Origin of the sequence: Ulvibacterium marinum, assembly GCF_003626755.1 — a bacterium.
In the GTDB taxonomy this organism is placed as follows: domain Bacteria; phylum Bacteroidota; class Bacteroidia; order Flavobacteriales; family Flavobacteriaceae; genus Ulvibacterium; species Ulvibacterium marinum.
Map to the genome: position 1 here is coordinate 78,994 of NZ_RBCJ01000005.1, position 18,085 is coordinate 97,078.

12 protein-coding genes are annotated in these 18,085 nt (G+C 44.6%); 5 read left to right on the forward strand and 7 right to left on the reverse strand.

Going from position 1 to position 18,085, the window contains the following annotated elements; all coding sequences use genetic code 11:
- Positions 1-151 precede the first annotated feature (151 nt).
- The 3 genes from D7Z94_RS21755 to D7Z94_RS21765 are packed head-to-tail and all read left to right on the forward strand — an operon-like array spanning position 152 to position 6,237.
- Positions 152-3,370: a DUF1553 domain-containing protein gene (locus tag D7Z94_RS21755; RefSeq protein WP_120713756.1), complete on the forward strand. Its 3,219-nt coding sequence runs from the start codon at positions 152-154 to the stop codon at positions 3,368-3,370.
- Between the two features lie 30 nt (positions 3,371-3,400).
- Positions 3,401-4,861 (forward strand): DUF1501 domain-containing protein, encoded by a 1,461-nt coding sequence (locus tag D7Z94_RS21760; RefSeq protein WP_120713757.1) that lies wholly within the window; start codon positions 3,401-3,403, stop codon positions 4,859-4,861.
- Between the two features lie 50 nt (positions 4,862-4,911).
- Positions 4,912-6,237: a c-type cytochrome domain-containing protein gene (locus tag D7Z94_RS21765; protein ID WP_120713758.1), complete on the forward strand. Its 1,326-nt coding sequence runs from the start codon at positions 4,912-4,914 to the stop codon at positions 6,235-6,237.
- A 5-nt stretch (positions 6,238-6,242) separates the two neighbouring features.
- On the opposite strand, the gene D7Z94_RS21770 is transcribed toward D7Z94_RS21765, so the two are convergent.
- The 5 genes from D7Z94_RS21770 to D7Z94_RS21790 form a co-directional block, all read right to left on the reverse strand.
- Positions 6,243-7,166, reverse strand: coding sequence for an alpha/beta hydrolase (locus D7Z94_RS21770; protein WP_120713759.1), 924 nt, complete (start codon positions 7,164-7,166; stop codon positions 6,243-6,245).
- Positions 7,167-7,180: 14 nt separating this feature from the next.
- Complete coding sequence (locus D7Z94_RS21775) at positions 7,181-8,689, reverse strand: sulfatase (RefSeq protein ID WP_120713760.1); 1,509 nt, start codon at positions 8,687-8,689, stop codon at positions 7,181-7,183.
- The gene (locus tag D7Z94_RS21780) at positions 8,682-9,407 is read right to left on the reverse strand and encodes a M15 family metallopeptidase (RefSeq protein WP_120713761.1); all 726 of its coding nucleotides are present in this window, start codon (positions 9,405-9,407) and stop codon (positions 8,682-8,684) included. The genes D7Z94_RS21775 and D7Z94_RS21780 overlap by 8 nt, the downstream gene beginning before the upstream one ends.
- A gap of 82 nt (positions 9,408-9,489) precedes the next feature.
- Complete coding sequence (locus D7Z94_RS21785; RefSeq protein WP_120713762.1) at positions 9,490-10,635, reverse strand: serine hydrolase domain-containing protein; 1,146 nt, start codon at positions 10,633-10,635, stop codon at positions 9,490-9,492.
- Between the two features lie 10 nt (positions 10,636-10,645).
- Positions 10,646-12,493: a DUF5060 domain-containing protein gene (locus tag D7Z94_RS21790; RefSeq protein ID WP_120713763.1), complete on the reverse strand. Its 1,848-nt coding sequence runs from the start codon at positions 12,491-12,493 to the stop codon at positions 10,646-10,648.
- Between the two features lie 164 nt (positions 12,494-12,657).
- Between D7Z94_RS21790 and D7Z94_RS21795 the strand changes: the two genes are divergently transcribed.
- Together D7Z94_RS21795 and D7Z94_RS21800 are read left to right on the forward strand one after the other, a co-directional pair.
- Entirely contained in the window at positions 12,658-14,067 is a 1,410-nt protein-coding gene (locus tag D7Z94_RS21795) for a GH1 family beta-glucosidase (protein ID WP_120713764.1), read from the forward strand.
- Positions 14,068-14,069: 2 nt separating this feature from the next.
- Complete coding sequence (locus tag D7Z94_RS21800; RefSeq protein WP_120714045.1) at positions 14,070-15,854, forward strand: arylsulfatase; 1,785 nt, start codon at positions 14,070-14,072, stop codon at positions 15,852-15,854.
- 15 nt (positions 15,855-15,869) lie between these two features.
- Here D7Z94_RS21800 and D7Z94_RS21805 read toward each other — a convergent pair whose 3' ends face one another.
- Together D7Z94_RS21805 and D7Z94_RS21810 are read right to left on the reverse strand one after the other, a co-directional pair.
- The gene (locus D7Z94_RS21805; protein ID WP_120713765.1) at positions 15,870-16,466 is read right to left on the reverse strand and encodes a hypothetical protein; all 597 of its coding nucleotides are present in this window, start codon (positions 16,464-16,466) and stop codon (positions 15,870-15,872) included.
- A gap of 114 nt (positions 16,467-16,580) precedes the next feature.
- A complete protein-coding gene (locus D7Z94_RS21810) occupies positions 16,581-18,059 on the reverse strand; it encodes a serine hydrolase domain-containing protein (RefSeq protein ID WP_158594701.1) in 1,479 nt (492 codons plus the stop codon).
- Positions 18,060-18,085: the final 26 nt, after the last annotated feature.

Sequence of the window (18,085 nt, forward strand, 5' to 3'; positions counted from 1 at the left end):
TAGCTAAAAACCATAGTATCCATTATCTTAACCCCTAACCCAGTATAGTTGTACCAATGGGTTTGTTTAAACCGATTTAGGTCGTTAGCCCTATTTTTTTGGATTTTGTTATCTTAGTTTTTGTTTCCCTTTTTTGTTGAATGTTGTTTCTATGATACATCAATTTTTAAAGAGCCTAAGGATTGCCTTGGTATCAAAAAATGCATGCAGGGTATCCCTGACGGTGCTATTTCTCATTGGATGTGGTAAAACCAAACAAAAAGGAGGGCTACTTGCGGAAAATACGGTTCCGGAAGTCGTAGATTTCAATTATCATGTAAAACCTATTCTTTCGGACAAATGTTTTGCGTGCCATGGGCCCGATAAGGCCAACCAAAAGGCCAATTTACGATTGGACACGGAGGAAGGTGCTTTTACCACCTTGTTGGAATCTGGAGGTCATCCCATTGTACCGGGTGATTTGGATAATAGTGAGGCGTATCAGCGTATTATATCCCCAGATCCGGAACTGAAAATGCCTCCTACGGAATTCAATATAAGCCTTACGCCTTACGAAATCGAAGTATTGGAAAAATGGATCAGCCAAGGGGCCGAATACAAACCACATTGGGCCTTTACCCCACTTGCCGAGGTGAAGGTGCCCGAAATAGGGGAAACGACCCGGGCCATTAATCCTATTGATCACTTTATTCTTGACAAATTAGAGCAAATGGGATTAGACCAGTCCCCGGAAGCTACAAAGGAGGAGTTGATCCGCAGACTAAGCTTTGACCTCTTGGGTCTCCCGCCCACCCTGGAAGAGATCAATGCCTTTGTCCAAGATAAATCCCCAAATGCCTATGAAAAACTGGTCGATAGAATACTGAACTCTCCGCATTACGGAGAACGGATGGCCAGTGAATGGCTGGATGTGGCACGATATGCCGATTCCCATGGTTACCAAGACGATAAGCCAAGAACCATGTGGCCCTGGCGCGATTGGGTGGTACAGGCCCATAACCAGAATTTGCCCTATGATGATTTTGTGACCTGGCAATTAGCAGGAGATTTATTGCCCAATCCCACTTTTGAGCAAAAACTGGCCACTGGTTTTAATAGGAATCACGCCATTTCCCAGGAGGGCGGTATCATTGAGGAGGAATATCTTGCTGAGTATGTTGCAGATCGTGTGCAAACCTTTGGAACCGCTTTTATAGGGCTTACACTGCAATGCGCACGATGCCATGACCACAAATACGATCCGCTGTCCCAAAAGGAATTCTATGAAATGTTCGCTTTTTTCAACAATGTAAATGAAAGGGGAAGAATCGGCTATTTTGACTTGGCCCCCACACCCTCCATAAAGTACGAAAACAAATTACTGGAAAAAGAGATTAGCGATATCCAAAAAATGGTGGCCCAACTGGAAGGAGCACAGGCCCACTTCGCTCACGAGATCGGGGAGCAAGCCCTAAAGGAATGGTTTTTCGCTTTGGATTGGGAGTCCTTAAAAAAGGAAAAGCTGGCATCGCACTATAAAATGGATTTCCAGGAATCGGGATCGATGAAAGACGAAATTACCGGAACCCTTTCCGGTACCCTAAACGACAAGCTGGATGCACACATCCCCTACCCCTTGGTAGTTGAGGGAAAATATGAAAAAGCCCTGGCCTTTAATGGCGCCAATGCCCTGGTCATTGGGGACATTGGCGATTTTGAGCACAACACTGAATTTTCCCTGGGGGCCTGGATCAATTCCGCGGAAAACCCAAAGTTAAAATCCGGTATTATCTCCAGGCGCAACGGGGAGCAATATCAAGGAGGGTATGGCATTTATCTGGATAAGGACAATACCTTGCGTATGGAACTCGTACACTCCAGGGACCATCATATAGCCGTGAAAACCAAGGTAAAAATTCCCAATCACAAATGGACACATGTTTTTGCCACTTATGATGGCTCTGGCCGGGCCTCCGGCGTAAAACTATATGTAAACGGGCAACCACGATCTACTACAATAGCTGCGGATCAATTGGAGGGAAAAAGTATTTTGGTGGGCAACCAACCTACTATAGGCCATTGGATGGCCAGGGCAATCGATAGAAGCGGTTACGGAGGTCTCACAGGTGCCATTGACGAGGTTGTCCTCTACGGGAAGGAAGTAAATCCTTTAGAAGTACAGTACCTATTCGGTTCCCGGCCCAGTTTTGAACCAGAATGGGCCTACACCCTGCACCGCAACAGGGAAAACATAGCATGGATGGCTCTCAAGGAAAACTTATCCGATCTTAAGGGTAAGGACACCACCATTCCCCAAGTGATGATTATGGAGGAGATGGATAGCATAAGACCTGCCTATATCTTGGATCGCGGAGTGTATGATGCCAAATTAGATACAGTGCAACGCGGCACCCCACAGGCCATCCTTGCCTTTTCCAAGGAGTTGCCCCAAAATAGATTGGGGCTCTCCCAATGGCTGTTCAACCCTCAAAACCCTTTGACTGCCAGGGTCATTGTAAATAGGATGTGGCAGACCATTTTTGGTAAGGGGTTGGTGCGTACCCCTGAGGATTTCGGAAATCAAGGGGCGCTGCCCTCCCATCCGGCCCTGCTGAATTGGCTGGCCCTGGATTTTATGAACCACGAATGGGATGTGAAAAGGCTGTTGAAACAGCTTGTTATGACGGCCACATATCGACAGTCTTCTAAGATGAAGAAGACCTACAGCATGGATCCCGAGAACATTCTTTTGGCTCGGGGGCCCTATAAAAAACTAACGGCCGAAATGATGCGGGATCAAGCCCTTGTATCCAGTGGACTGTTGAACTACAAAATTGGCGGGAAGTGGGTAAAGCCATATCAACCCCCTGGAATCTGGAAAGATTTGGCCAATCAGATCGGCGAAAACAAGTATCGCCAAAGTAAAGGGAAGGATTTATACCGAAGAAGTATATACACCTATTGGAAACGAACCATTCCCGTACCCTCAATGCTTACTTTTGATGCTTCGGAACGGGCCATGTGCACCGTTAAACGGCAAGCGACCAGCACCCCGCTGCAATCCTTGGTATTGTTGAACGATCCACAATATACCGAGGCATCCCGTGTCCTTGCGCAGAAAGTAATCAAAATGTCCCAGGTACTGGAGGAGCGGATCGGCCTGGCCTTCGAGAGCATTATCTCCAGAACCCCTTCCGAAAAAGAAATTGCGCTGCTTTCCCAGGTTTACCATAGTGAATTGGAGCGGTTTATCACAGAAGAAGGAAACGACTCTAAAATTATCAGCATTGGTCGGTCAAAGGCAGATACCACCTTGGACAAAAACCAATTGGCGGCCCTGACCGTTGTGGTAAGTGCCATATTTAATCTGGATGAGGCCAAACATGCCTAAGTCCCGTTTTTATTTATAATACCTAATTGTATGAAAAATCCGTATTCAGAGCATCTCCATATGATGAATAGGAGGCACTTTTTGTCAAAGACCAGTTTGGGCATCGGCGGAATGGCACTAGGTTCCTTATTGGGGTGTAGTGCTCCCTCAAAAGAAGAGACCCTTACCGGATCGGCAACCAAATCATTGCCCGTAACCCATTTTGCGCCAAAGGCCAAAAGGGTCATCTACTTGTTTCAGAGCGGAGGCCCCTCCCAGATAGAACTTTTTGATTACAAACCTTTGCTCAAGAAAATGCGTGGGCAGAATCTCCCGGAATCCGTACGCCAAGGCCAACGACTCACCGGGATGACCTCAGGACAATCCTCCTTTCCCCTGGCCCCTTCCCTATTTAGTTTTAAACAACATGGCCAAAGCGGTGCCTGGGTGAGCGATCTTATGCCCCATACGGCCAAAGTGGCGGATGAACTGTGCTTTATTAAATCGATGCATACCGAGGCCATAAACCACGATCCGGCCATCACCTTTTTTCAAACGGGATCTCAGCAGGCCGGAAGGCCCAGTATTGGATCTTGGCTCAGTTATGGCTTGGGCAGTATGAACGAAAACCTGCCTATGTTCAGCGTACTGCTCTCCCGTGGTTCGCAACGTCCACAGCCCATATATTCAAGGCTTTGGGGCAATGGTTTCCTGGCCTCCCAGCATCAGGGGGTGCAATTCCGGTCCGGTAAGGATCGTGTACTGTATTTGCAAAACCCGGAAGGGGTAAGTGCCGCTTCAAGAAGACAGGTACTGGATGTATTGGCCCAAATGAACGATATGCGCCTGGACGATTTCGGAGATCCGGAAATCCGATCCCGGATATCCCAATATGAAATGGCCTATAAAATGCAGACCTCGGTACCCGAGGTTACCGACCTTTCCAGTGAACCGGACGAAATTTTTGAACTGTACGGGGAAGATGCCAGAAAACCCGGTACCTATGCGGCCAACTGCCTTTTGGCCCGTAGAATGGCGGAACGGGACGTTAAATTCGTACAGCTCTATCACATGGGATGGGATCAACACACCGATCTGCCCAGAAACATTACCTTGCAGTGCAAGGATACAGACCGGGCCTCTGCCGCTTTGGTGACCGATTTAAAAAGACGAGGACTCTTGGATGATACCCTTGTCATTTGGGGAGGCGAGTTCGGACGCACCAACTTCAGTCAAGGTACCCTAACAGATACCAATTACGGGCGCGATCACCATCCCAGGTGTTTTACCATTTGGATGGCCGGTGGGGGAATAAAGCCGGGCATCACCTACGGGGAAACGGACGATTTTAGTTATAACATTACCCGAAACCCTGTGCATGTACATGATTTTCAGGCAACACTTTTACATCAAATGGGAATAGATCATGAGCGATTGACCTTTAAACATCAGGGGCGTCGGTACCGATTGACCGATGTACATGGCCATGTGGTAAAGGACATCCTGGCATAGAATGAAATCAAGACATATCCCGAACATCCCACTTACTAAAAATGTAGCGTTTGGAAAATCAGGTTAGTGATTTTGTACTTTTTATTGGCAGGTTCCATCCTTTGGTAGTGCATTTGCCCATTGGCTTTTTGATTCTTGCGGTTATCCTTGGGATATCCTCTAAGTTTGAAACGTTCAAAGGTGCCTACCACCTCTTGGATCTTACCTTATGGCTTGGTGCCCTTAGTGCCGCCATGGCCTGTGTAATGGGGTATATGTTGTCTTTGGAAGGCGGTTATAATACGGACACCGTATTCCTGCATCAGTGGGGAGGTATTGCCCTGGCGATTCTCGCATTCGCCCTGTTGGCCTATAGAAAGAAGGCCAAGATTCGACCGCTTGTACAAAGGATCGGTTTTGTTGTATTGCTGTTGCTGCTTTTGTATACCGGGCATCTGGGCGGTAACCTTACGCACGGTTCTTCCTATCTCTTTCAATACGCCCCGAATCCAGTGCGCAAAATGGCCGGATTTCCGCCCAAGATCAATCGCGTCCACAAGGAAATTACACATATCGATTCCGCCCTGGTTTTCGAGGATATCATCACCCCTATTTTGGACGCCCGCTGCATAACTTGCCACAATAACGATAAAATAAAGGGAGACCTCTTATTGACATCTTTTGAAAGTGTAATGAAAGGTGGGGAATCCGGTGATGCCATAATTCCTGGAAATAGTGCGGAGAGTGAACTTTTTAAGCGAATTACCTTGCCCCATGATCATGAGGATTTTATGCCTCCAGAGGGAAAAGCGCCCTTGTCCAAGGAACAGATAGGTTTTATGGAATGGTGGATAGATTCCGGGGCAAAAACGAACGCCACCTTGGCCGACTTGAGCGCCAGTGGGGAAATACGGGACAAATTGGAGAAATACTTGAAAATTGGCAAGTACAATACCATACTCAACAATCCCATAGACCCCATAAATCCATCCGTTGTGGACGATTTAAGAGCATCCGGGTTCAACCTGGCCTCCTTGTCCGAAAATCTAAACTATCTGGAGGTGTCCGCCAAAATTGGGCAAAAGATTTCCATGAATCAGCTTGAGAAACTTACAAAAGCGAAATCACATATCGTACATCTGGACTTGAAAAATAGTGGTATTACAGATGAGTCACTGACCATTATCAACACTTTACCCAATCTTATACGGTTGCGTTTAGACCAAAACCCCATAACGGATGATGGGATCCGCAAGTTGACCGATCTTTCAAATCTGGAATACCTAAACCTCTCCTTTACCAATATCTCCAATGCATCCCTAGCTTTGGTGAAGGATTACAAAAACCTTAAACAAGTCTATCATTACAAGACCGATGTTTCGGGAACCGAGGAATAGGGAGGTTAATCTCTAGTTTCCATCCACTCGAACAGACGCTCCGTCCATCCCCTTAAATGGGGATCCTTCCTAGCTAGGGAGAAACCATGTCCTCCTTCCGGATAGACATGTAAAGTAGCCGACACACCCTTATCCTTCAATGCCTTGAAAAAGAGCAAGCTATTCTCTACCGGAACCCCTGTGTCATCCATAGCGTGAATCAAAAGCGTTCTAGGTGTTTCAGAAGTTACCTGTAATTCATTGGAAAAATGTCTTTCCAATTCGGAATCGGGATTTTCGCCAAGTAAGGCCTTCTGGGAACCGGAATGTTTTTCGACTTGAGTAAACGTAATCACGGGATAGATTAGGGCCATAAAATCCGGTCTGGCACTGAAAGCATCCACGGTATCTTGTCCTTCATACACTTTTTCATTAAAATGAGTGCCTAAGGTAGAGGCGGCATGTCCTCCAGCGGAAAAGCCCATAATCCCAATTTTATCAGGGTCTATATTAAACTCTTTGGCCTTACTTCGCACCAAACGTATGGCCCGTTGCCCATCTATCAAGGGAACATTATGTTTTTCCGTAACCGATTTTGAAGTTGGCAAGCGGTATTTGACCACAATACCGGCAATACCTTTTCCATTCAAAAATTTAGCAATATCCGTTCCTTCCCAATCATACGCCAAAATATGATAGCCCCCTCCGGGAAAAATAAGCATGGCCTGTCCCGTAGCATTACTTTGGGCAGGTAAATACACTTCAATGGTGGGCTCCTGTACCTTACTTATCCTTAAAATACCATTACGTTTATGAATTTCCTTTTCATCGGTCTCTATCCGATTGGGAATCTTGTCCTCGGGCCATAATGGAATAATGGTGTCCTGTGCTTTCATCTCCATGGAAAATTGTGTTAAAAATAAAAGGGATGCGAAAAAGAGTGTTCTCATAATCTAAATGTTTTTCATATTCCAGGGATAGGGTCTTCCGGTAGAATCTTGTTTCCTTGCCAAAAAGGTTGTCCATCCCTATATTCCAAAATTCTTAAGTAATTGCCTACATGCGGAGGGGTATTGACTTTTGGCAGCCATTTGCCAAGGTTGTCCGCAATGGGCCTAAATTGGGCATCAGAAATCAAATTATTCCATTCATTGGGATCCTTCTTCATATCATATAACTCCTCACTGCCGTCGGCATAACGAATATACCGCCAATCTTTAGTTCGTATGGTATGGTTGTTCCAATTATTGGTAGTAATGGCCGGCCAAGGTCTATGCGTGTTAGGATTCCCGAATTGAGGCAACAAACTATGGCCCTCCAAGTCTGTTTTTTGAGGAAGTCCGCACAAGTCGTTCAATGTGGGATAAACATCCAAAAGTTCCACCGGAAAATCATAGGTTCCACCTTCCACGATATTAGGACCAGCAAAAATCAAAGGTACCCTTGTAGAACGTTCCCACAGGGTATTCTTACCCGTAATTTCCTTTTCTCCCAAGTGGTATCCATGATCGGACCAGAGTACTACAATCGTATTCTTGGACTGTCCATTGGCTTCAAGTGCATCCAGTACCTTTCCTACTTGGCTATCGACAAAGCTAATAGCAGCCAGATAGGCTTGTACCAAATTCTTATGTTGTCCATTTTCAAGGGTCCATTTTAATCGTGGTTCAGGCACGTCCCAATGGTTATACCAGGAGGACCGAGGGGTATCCTCCCTATCGTTCTCCAAAATGGGAGGAAGCTGTAGGTTTTCCTTGGGATATAGATCGTACCATTCCTCTGGGGAGTATAAAGGGACATGGGGCAGGAAAAAACCAACGGATAAAAAATAGGGCGACTTCGGTTGGCCATTCAAAACATCTACGGCCCAACTAGCTACCTCCCAATCCGAAGTCTCCTCGGCCTTCAAAGGAAACTTGCCCCAATCCATTAACGGATTGTTGCCTCCGGGAGTAGTTCCAATTATTTTTGAGGGTGGTTTGGTCTTTACCCTAGAACCAGGACCCAGACTATCGAATTCAGTATCGGTATCCCTTCTGCCATATCCGCCATGAAAAATTTTTCCGGCAGAAAAGGTAGTATACCCATTTTTGGAAAAGTATTGCGGCAAGGTCACAATGTCCTTTAATTCCGGGACATCCCTAATTGAGGGCGAAAGACCGTAAACTCCAGTAGTAGATGGCCTATACCCCGTAAGTATACTGGTCCGCGACGGATTGCAGATGGGGCTTTGGGTATGTGCATTGGTAAACAATACGCCCCGGGATGCCAATCGATCTATGTTAGGGGTCCTTACCTGCGGATGTCCCTTTAGGCAACCTACCCAATCGTTAAGGTCATCGATAGCGATGAAAAGTACATTGGGGTTATCAGTATGGGGAGGTATTTCACTTTCTGCCTTGTTATCCTTGCAGGAAGTACAAATTATACCAGCCACACAAACGAGAATCCCAAAAACAAAATTTTTACTCATCACATGGCCATTTGAAGTTAGCTACCTTATCATTTGATGCTACTCCCAGATTATAATGCCACCACTCGGTCCTAATGGACCAAAAGCCATGTTTTTCCATGGTTTCTTTCAACAACTTGCGATTGTCCAAAATTTCCTGAGGCAAATCGGTATTATCATGATAGGCCTTTTTACCAAAGAAATCAAAGTCAGTTCCCATATCCAATTCTTCTCCATCCAAGGTTTCCAAAGTAATGTCCACTGCCCCACCTTTATTGTGAATCGATCCTTTTTTGGGATCGGCAACATACTGCGGATTGGGAACAATTTCCCACATCTTGTACTGTACGGAATTGGGTCGATAACAGTCGAAGAATTTGATTCTAACCTCCTTGGTTTTAAAATCGGCATTTGCTGCTAATAGGGCCTTTGCTGTTTTTACACGGGTGTAACATTCCGCACAGTCGTATACCTTCTCCTTTAGAAAGTTATTGGTCGTTGCATACCGGAGGTCATAGGCAAAACCATCACTAAAATCGGCTAGACGAACAAAAGTAGTATCGGCCAGACCTTCAAAGGAGCGAAAGACTTTTTCGGGCAAGGAAAGTTCAGGGATAATGGTATCTACCCTATTTACCTTGTGCTTCATGGATTCCTTAGCTTCTCTATTTTGGGATGGGTTTTCCCTACAGGCAATAACCAGCAGAATAAAACAAGCCACATATTGAAAGTACTTCATCAAAAATCAGACTATCATATTTAACAAAAAAACATGCTATCCACGAAATGCACATGGACAACCTTGAACCTAAAACCTGAAACTATTTTTTAAACGCCAAGGCCATTCTTTTAAAGAATTCGTTGTAAACAAATGGTTTTCCCTTTACGGGATTTCCATCCTCTCCCCTACGGACAAAGACCATATCCCATTCGGGAATTACAAAACACATATTGTTGTGGAGCCCACTGGCGTAATATAATGATTTTGGGGCATCGGGCATGTGGTATTTTCCGGTAGGCATCATTCCGTTTACCCACCAATTGTAACCATAGCAGCCCCGTCCATCCACATTGTTTCTATCCGTATCCGCCACTTTATCCGTAAAAACCTGGTTTTGGGTCGCTTTTGCAACCCATTCCTTGGATAATAATTGTGTTCCATCCCAATTGCCCTCGTTCAAATAAAAATGACCAAAACGTGCCAGCTGCTCCGCATTGATCATAACATTGGTACAACCATTATTGATTTCCACGCCATTTACTTCCTGTTCCGGATTCCATTGGTATTCACCAATACCGATTGCCTTCCCGATGTTTTCATCAAAAATGGACTTCAAGGTCTTGCCCGTGTGCATGGTGAGCAAACGTCCGAACATCATCTGTGCCTCATCCCAATAGGCATATTCGGTTCCAGGGGCAAAGAGAGGGGTATCAATGGCATAAGGTGTCCAAGACCAATCCTCGCTCACTTCATTCCAACGTGTGGAACCTTTCCCACTGTAACCGGAAGTCATGCTCGAAAAATGTTTGAGCTGTACCTTGGGATACAATTCAGCCATAGCGGTGTCTATTTCCTTGGCATAGGTATCCTCGGAGAGAACACCCTGATCGGTCAAAATTCCAAGTACAGTGCTGGTAAAGGACTTACTCGAAGAATAGATATTATGTTTTTTATAAATACTGTCCCCTTGGTAAATGACATACCCTTTTCTGGCTATGAATACTTCTTCCAAGCCATCTTCCCCAGATTCGGAAGCTAAATAATCCAAAGCTTCCTGAAGCTTTTTACTATCAATTCCCAGTGCTTCCGGACTTTTTTCCTCCCATTTGTCTTTTGGAAAAACCATAACAAGGTCTTTCTTTTTTTCCTCTTTACATGAGATGAGAAAAAATAATCCCACCAACATCAAAAGTGAGATATCCTTATACTCCCCAAATTCCAAAACTAGGCCTACAAAATTCCTCATTTCGTATTTTTTATTTACGCGCAATTACAATTACCCAATCCTTATTACTTTGGCCATTATATGAGGATAACTCCACACTGTTGGGTTTGGTAATCTTCCAGCCATCATTCTGTTTATCATATAATTTCCCTCCTTCCTTGGGGTCGTAAAAAGCGATGGTAAAGGCACCATCTCCAATGGTCAGTTCCGTTGTCTCGCCCTTGGGCAGATACACCACATAAATTTCGTCTTTTTTGGCGAGGCAATAAGCTTTGGGATTGCTCAATAACTCATCATGACCCTTCATTTCCCAAAAAGGAAGATGGTCTTGAAAAAACTTTTTCGCATTGCTGCTGATTCCCCACCATGTATCACGCGTCCTAAAATTCTCTGCGGCCATATCGTTATTAGGCGTGTCCAATCCACCGAAATACCAAGAGGTTCCGGCACCTCCTGCCATCAATGTTCCCCAAAGACTGGTCCTCATTACCTGAGCATAATTATTGTTAGCTGCCGTATCCGTGGTTACCCCAATATCCCAATGCCCAATCTTATCCAAATACACCACCCACGGCCTGTTCTTTTTTACCGATAAATCCCTCCACTTTTTTACTTCTTGATGTACCTCGGTAGTATCGAACATCTGTAAAGAGGGAATCTCAAAATCCTTGTATCCTAACAAGGGAGTCAAGGTCTCCTTAATAGGGTCCAAGGGACGGCCTTCCATTCGTTTACCTGTTACCCGAACATGGTTATGTACCGCTATGGGATGGTCATACGGATCCAGATTGCGAATGTAGGAGGCATAGCTCTTTAGTTGCTTGCTCGTCCGGTTGGTCTCTTCCCCTAAGTTCCAGACTACGCCAAGATGATGTCCGAAACGAGCAACCAATTCCTTGTAAAAGAGTTTGCGTTCCAGACCTAGTTCTCCCTTGTTCAAGATAGTGTCGTTTTCCGTTTCCTGAGTAAAAACGTTCATGGCAATGCCCAATCCATCCATATGGGTAAAGACCTTTTCCCATTGGGCCAACTTACTCACATCGTATTGTATCTGTTCGTCAGGAGCTATCCAGGGCCATACATCGTTACCGTCTCCATGTTCGTTCATCACCAAAAAATACAAACTGTTCATTCCCTTGGAAGCCATATAATTCAATGCCCCGATAATGGCCTTCCCTTTTCCGTTACCCCAAGTGGGGTCGCCCTCTTTCCAATCGTCCCTATGGGTCGGATATTCATGTAAACCATTATTCAAAGTTGGTGTGGCGGCACCGCCATTGTCAAATGTTCCATCGAACTCGTGATATGCCAAAAAGTTTTCGGGACTACCTACCCCATTTTTCAAAAAGGCCCTGCCTGTTTCACCTTCCCTTAAATAGTGCTCTCCTGTATATTGCAAGCGACCTGTTTTATAAAATCCAGATGCCAAGGAATCCACCGGGGTAATTTCAAATGTTCCTTTCGTTTTCCAAAGGGTATTTGTTGTTCCATCTGCCTTAATCGCTATTCCCTTTCCATGAAGCATTTGGGATTCAAAAGTCCACGTACCGGAGTCCGAAGGTGAAAATTTTACCTGCCATTTGTTGCCGGAAGCAGCTCCAGTATGGGCAGCTTTGCCATCCGCAGCAAAAAAACCATGAACGGGAATGGTGTCCCTTTCATGAATAAAACGTGTAATAAGGCTATAATTCAAAAAAGGATTGATGCTATCCTTCTCGGAAACCTGTGGCCCGTCAAAAGTTATTGTAACCGGCTGCCATTTTTTAAAATTACCTTCTATGGTATAGTTCTTTGCAGTCTTCCTTTCACTACAGGAATTTAGGCAAAAAAACAAGACTAGGACCAAGCCAAATATTCTTGGCCATTTTGGGTATCGCATCGGTTATGGTTTGATGTATCGCTGTTCAATATAGGTATATTTTTAAATTCCCTAATGACGCATCCCATCATTTTCATACTTGAAAATGTCGGAATACCATTAGTTATTTCGGGCATTTTTAATGACTTTTATAATCTAATCAACGGAACAGAATTGAAAAAAACATGCTAAAATTTCCAAAGGACTTTGTCTGGGGCTCCGCGACCTCGAGCCATCAAATAGAAGGAGGTGCCGCTCAAGATGGCCGTTCCTGGAGCATCTGGGATGCACATTCCCATATCCCGGGTAGAACCCACAAGGGCGATACCGCTGATGTTGCGTGCGATCATTACAATAAATACAAGGAGGATGTACGACTCATGGCGGATTTAGGGCTCAAGGCCTACCGGTTTTCGATATCTTGGAGCAGGATACAGCCAGATGGGCAAGGCGATATAAACCCTAAGGGCATAGCCTTTTATAACAATCTTATTGATGAATTGCTAAAGCACAATATAACGCCTTGGATTACCTTGTACCATTGGGATCTGCCCCTAGCGCTACAGACAGAAAAGGACGGTTGGCTCAATCCAGAAATTGCGGACTCCTTCGCCCAATATGCCGGAATTTGTTTTGGGCATTTCGGCGACCGGGTAAAAAATTGGATTACACTGAATGAACCCTGGGTCGTGGCCATATTGGGGCATGGTGAAGGTATTTTTGCTCCGGGCCGAAAGTCCAAGGACGAACCCTACCAAGTGGCCCATCAATTGCTCCGTGCCCATGGAAAGGCCGTGCAATTATATAGGGGAAAATATCAGACCGCTCAAAAGGGGCAAATCGGAATAACCAATAACTGTGATTGGCGAGAACCGCTTACTAATTCCGAAGCGGATAAGGATGCCGCCCAACGGTCCTTGGAATTTTTTCTCGGATGGTTTGCGGACCCTATATATTTTGGGGATTACCCTCAGGTAATGAAAGATCGGGTCGGTGATAGGCTTCCAAAGTTTACCAAGGAGGATATCGCTTTAATAAAAGGATCCTCGGATTTTTTTGGGTTAAATCACTACACGGGCCTATATGCATCCGATGTGGATCCAGATGCAGATGTTCAAAATGAAGTTTATGGAAACGGCGGCATTTTTGAAGATCAATATGTGCAACTCACCGCTGATCCAAAATGGGAAATGACCACCATGAAATGGGCCATCCTGCCTTGGGGTTGCCGCAAATTAATAGAATGGGTCAGCAATCGTTATGGAAACCCTCCCTTATACATCACAGAAAATGGATGCGCCTTGGATGACAAATTGGAAAATGGGGAAGTAAAAGATACCGTTCGCAAGGAATATATTGAGGGTTATCTGGCCGCTTGCCATAAGGCGCTGCAAAAAGGAGTGAACCTAAAAGGCTATTTCGTATGGTCTTTTATGGACAATTTTGAATGGGCACACGGCTACTCCAAACGTTTTGGTATCCACTATGTGGATTATACTACTTTGGAGCGGACCCCTAAAAACTCGGCCCTTTGGTTCAAGCACGTAATAGCCGATAATGGTTTTGAATTATCTATCCCTGATGTTAAAATATGATTATGTTTAAAAAGTCAATATTTCTTTGTGCGGTAATCTTGTTTATGGCCGTTGGTTGCAAAACGGATCATAAAGAATCCGCGCCCATAGCCAATTCCAAAAAACCGAACATTGTCCTAATCATAGCCGATGACCAAGGTTGGGGTGACTTAAGCAGCAATGGTAATACCAATCTCTCTACCCCTCATATCGATGCGCTTGCCAAAAATGGGGTTTCATTTAAAAACTTCTATGTACAACCTGTCTGCTCCCCTACTCGTGCCGAATTGCTAACTGGGCGTTATTTTCCAAGGTTAGGGGTATTCGATACCTCTGCCGGTGGCGAGCGTATGAATTTAGGGGAGACCACTTTGGCAGAAATCCTAAAAGGCTATGGTTATGCCACCGCCGCTTACGGCAAATGGCATAATGGTATGCAACCGCCTTACCATCCCAATTCCCGTGGATTTGATGATTACTATGGATTTACCTCGGGGCATTGGGGCAACTACTTTAGCCCCATGTTGGAACGCAATGGTGAAATTACCAAAGGGGAAGGCTTTTTAGTGGACGACCTGACCAATAAGGGATTGGAGTTTATCACAAAACATCAGACCAAATCCTTTTTCCTATACCTACCTTACAATACACCACATAGTCCTATGCAAGTACCAGATGCCTATTGGGATCGATTTGAAAACAAAGACTTGGCACTGACTTATCACGGCGAAGAAGCCGAGGACCTGAATTTTACCAAGGCGGCCCTGGCCATGGTGGAGAATATAGATTATAATGTAGGTAGGATTACGCAAAAACTTCAAGAACTGGATTTGGAAAAAAACACCATAATTATCTACATGACGGATAACGGTCCCAATGGATTCCGATGGAACGGAGGTATGCGCGGTAAGAAGGGTTGGGTAGACGAAGGTGGAGTACGAAGTCCGTTCTTCATACAGTGGAAGGACTCGTTGCCTGCCGGAAAAGAAATCAATGAGATTGCCGGAGCTATTGACATCCTTCCCACTTTGGCCGAAATGACCGGAGTTCATTCAAAAACAGAAAGGCCTTTGGACGGCAAGGATCTAACGCCTTTAATATGGTCAAACGGTAAGGATTGGCAACCTCGGTTAATCTACAACCACTGGGGCGGCAAGACCAGTGTTCGCTCCCAAAAGTATCGTTTGGACAATGAAAATCAATTGTACGATATGGAAAATGACCCCGGACAGACCACGGATATTTCCAAATGGGATCAAAAGGTTGCCGACACCTTGATCAAGGCCAAGAGCGAATGGCTGGCCGAGGTACATCCTAAATTGCCTCGAGAAGAGGACAATCGTCCTTTTACCTTGGGCAGTCCAGACCACCAATTTACCCAAATACCGGCCAGGGATGGTATTCCCCATGGAAATATAGAACGGAGCAACCGATACCCCAACAATACTTTTTTTACCAATTGGAAGAGTGAAAGAGATTCCATTACCTGGAATGTGGAAGTATTGTCGGATGGCGAATTTGATGTGACACTCTATTATACCTGCGAGGCAGAAAATACAGGTTCCACCATTGAACTCAGCCTGGGAAACAGTAAAGTTTCGACCAAAATTATGGAAGCCTATAATCCACCCCTTACCGGAATGGAAAATGATCGTACCCCGCGCATGGAATCCTATGTCAAAGATTTTAAACCTATTAATTTAGGGACTATCGCCCTAAAAAAAGGTCGAGGCAACTTAACGCTAAAAGCTTTGGAAATTCCAGGGGACCAAGCTATTGATGTACGACTTTTGATGTTCAGCAAATGACATAAAGTAGTCATCTTATTCTGGAATGACGATATATTCGTCAGCGGTCAATCGATATTGCTCAAATTTAATTTTGCCATTGGTCTTATTGATTTCCAGTTTAATCCACCCGACCAAAAAGTCTTCGTTCTCCTTTACCCGAATTCCGAGGTAGTAAGGGTTGGAATTGAATTCACTATTCACGGTCCATTCGTCCGGCCAAATGCCATCCGCTGCTTGTGTTATTTCCGCAATGGTTACTGAACCATCATCATTCCATTTGTCAGGCTGTTTAGGGGCACTCCAAATGGTGTCTTGAGGCCGGTTAAAGAGAATTTGGACCGATAGGTCTTCATTGTTCCTTACAAGAACGGTGCTGTCATCCAAGGATTTCAAATCACCTGAAATAAATAGTCCACTTGCATCTATACCGTCCCAGACCCCCATACCATAATCAATTTGAAAATCGTCTACCGAATCGGCATTCAAATCATAGCTTACGGCATCTGGAACCTCTGGATTGTTCTGTCCAAAACCTTCAACTTTTTGGATACCGCCACCATTGTCATTTTTCCCACAGCTTACGATTATTATGGGTAGAAGTGAGAAAAGCAATACATACACCCTTTTCATAGATCTGTTTATGCATCGGATTACACTACTAAGATAACAGATTTACTTTTTGGTTGCGTTTCGCATTGTCTTCCCTAAAATTGTCCTAGTCCTAGGTTTTTAGGCATCTGTGCACTATTCCCGTTTTTGAAGTGTGTATTCCTTTTTAAAGGTGCCATTCCGGATTAATGCCATATACATCAGGCTATCCGTAGGGTTTCTTTCAAATTTTATTTTGTTCGGAAATTCGTCCATTAAAAAAGTGGAATCTCCAATATATATAAGTTCAGAATACTCCTTTCCCAAAAAAGAAGGTGCCATTAGCAATTTTTTATCGTTTGAAATTATTTCAATTTCTACGTCGAACAGGACATCCTGGTAGTTCCCCGTGGCCCAACTTATGAAATCGTCGGGAACTTCCTGTTCATTTTTTCGATCCATTGGCAAATACCATCCATGGGCCTTAATAATGCTGCTCTTAAACTTATCCAGCACGGGAATTCTATTCCCGTTGGGACCGTTTCCAAAAAATGCCATGCCATTACCTCCATCCATTGTTCCGTATATATGGCCTCCTATACCTGTGTTGGCCCCGCCATGGGAAAACCATTCATAGTTCCCAAAGCCATATCTTCTCTCCCAGCCCAAACTCCATCCGCCCATAACCTTGGATGTTACTATTTCTGTTACCCTTTGGGAGACATTGTGGGAAATCACTGTGTTACCCTCATTTCGTAATGCATTTTGCATTTCTATTAAAAAAAGTGACATATCCGTGGGTGTAGACCACAGTCCGGACGCGGATACCTGCGGGGTAATTGGAATACCGGTACGGATAGTTTTGCCATTTTCATCATGGGCCTTTGCCACATTGCTTGGAAACCCCTCTTCATTGGGCTGACGCATCGTGGTATTTTTTAAACCCAAGGGCATAAAGAGGTGTTCTTCGGCCAAATGGGCCAACGATCTTCCTAAATGGTCTTCTATTGCCATTTGGGCAATTACATACCCCCCTCCACTGTACTTCCACCATGTACCGGGAACAAATACAAAATCGATTTCTGTATCGTATCCAGGAATTTGACCTTTTAAACTATGGACTATTGTTGGGATGGTGTCCCCTTCATAAAAATCTACAAACCCGCCCTGTGTAGTACCTGCCGTATGACTTAGCAGGTGCTCAAGGGTAAGAACGGTATCCTTCAAAAACTTACTGTCCGGAAGCTTCCACCTTTTTAGATAGCCGGACACCGGGGCTTTTAGATCAATCAAACCCTTTTCCTCTAAAACAGCGAATAAGGTAGCCGTTATCGGTTTTGAAATGGAAGCTGTTGAAAACGCTGTATTCCCATCAATTTTTTCATCCGTTGCTACTTCTTTTATTCCCCATGAGTCTTTCCAAACAATTTTATAGTCTTCAAATACGGCTACACTCAATCCGATTAAACCGGATTCTTCCATGGCTTCCACAATAGAATAATACGTGGTGTCATTCTTTAAAAGGTTATGAATGGCCTTTTCTTTCTTTTGTGTTGAAGCTTCTCCGGAATTATGGGATGTACATCCAAAAATCAATGCCAAAAGCATTAAAATAATTCGACGAAAATCCTTCATTATTCTGGCACCTAAGCAATTTGTGT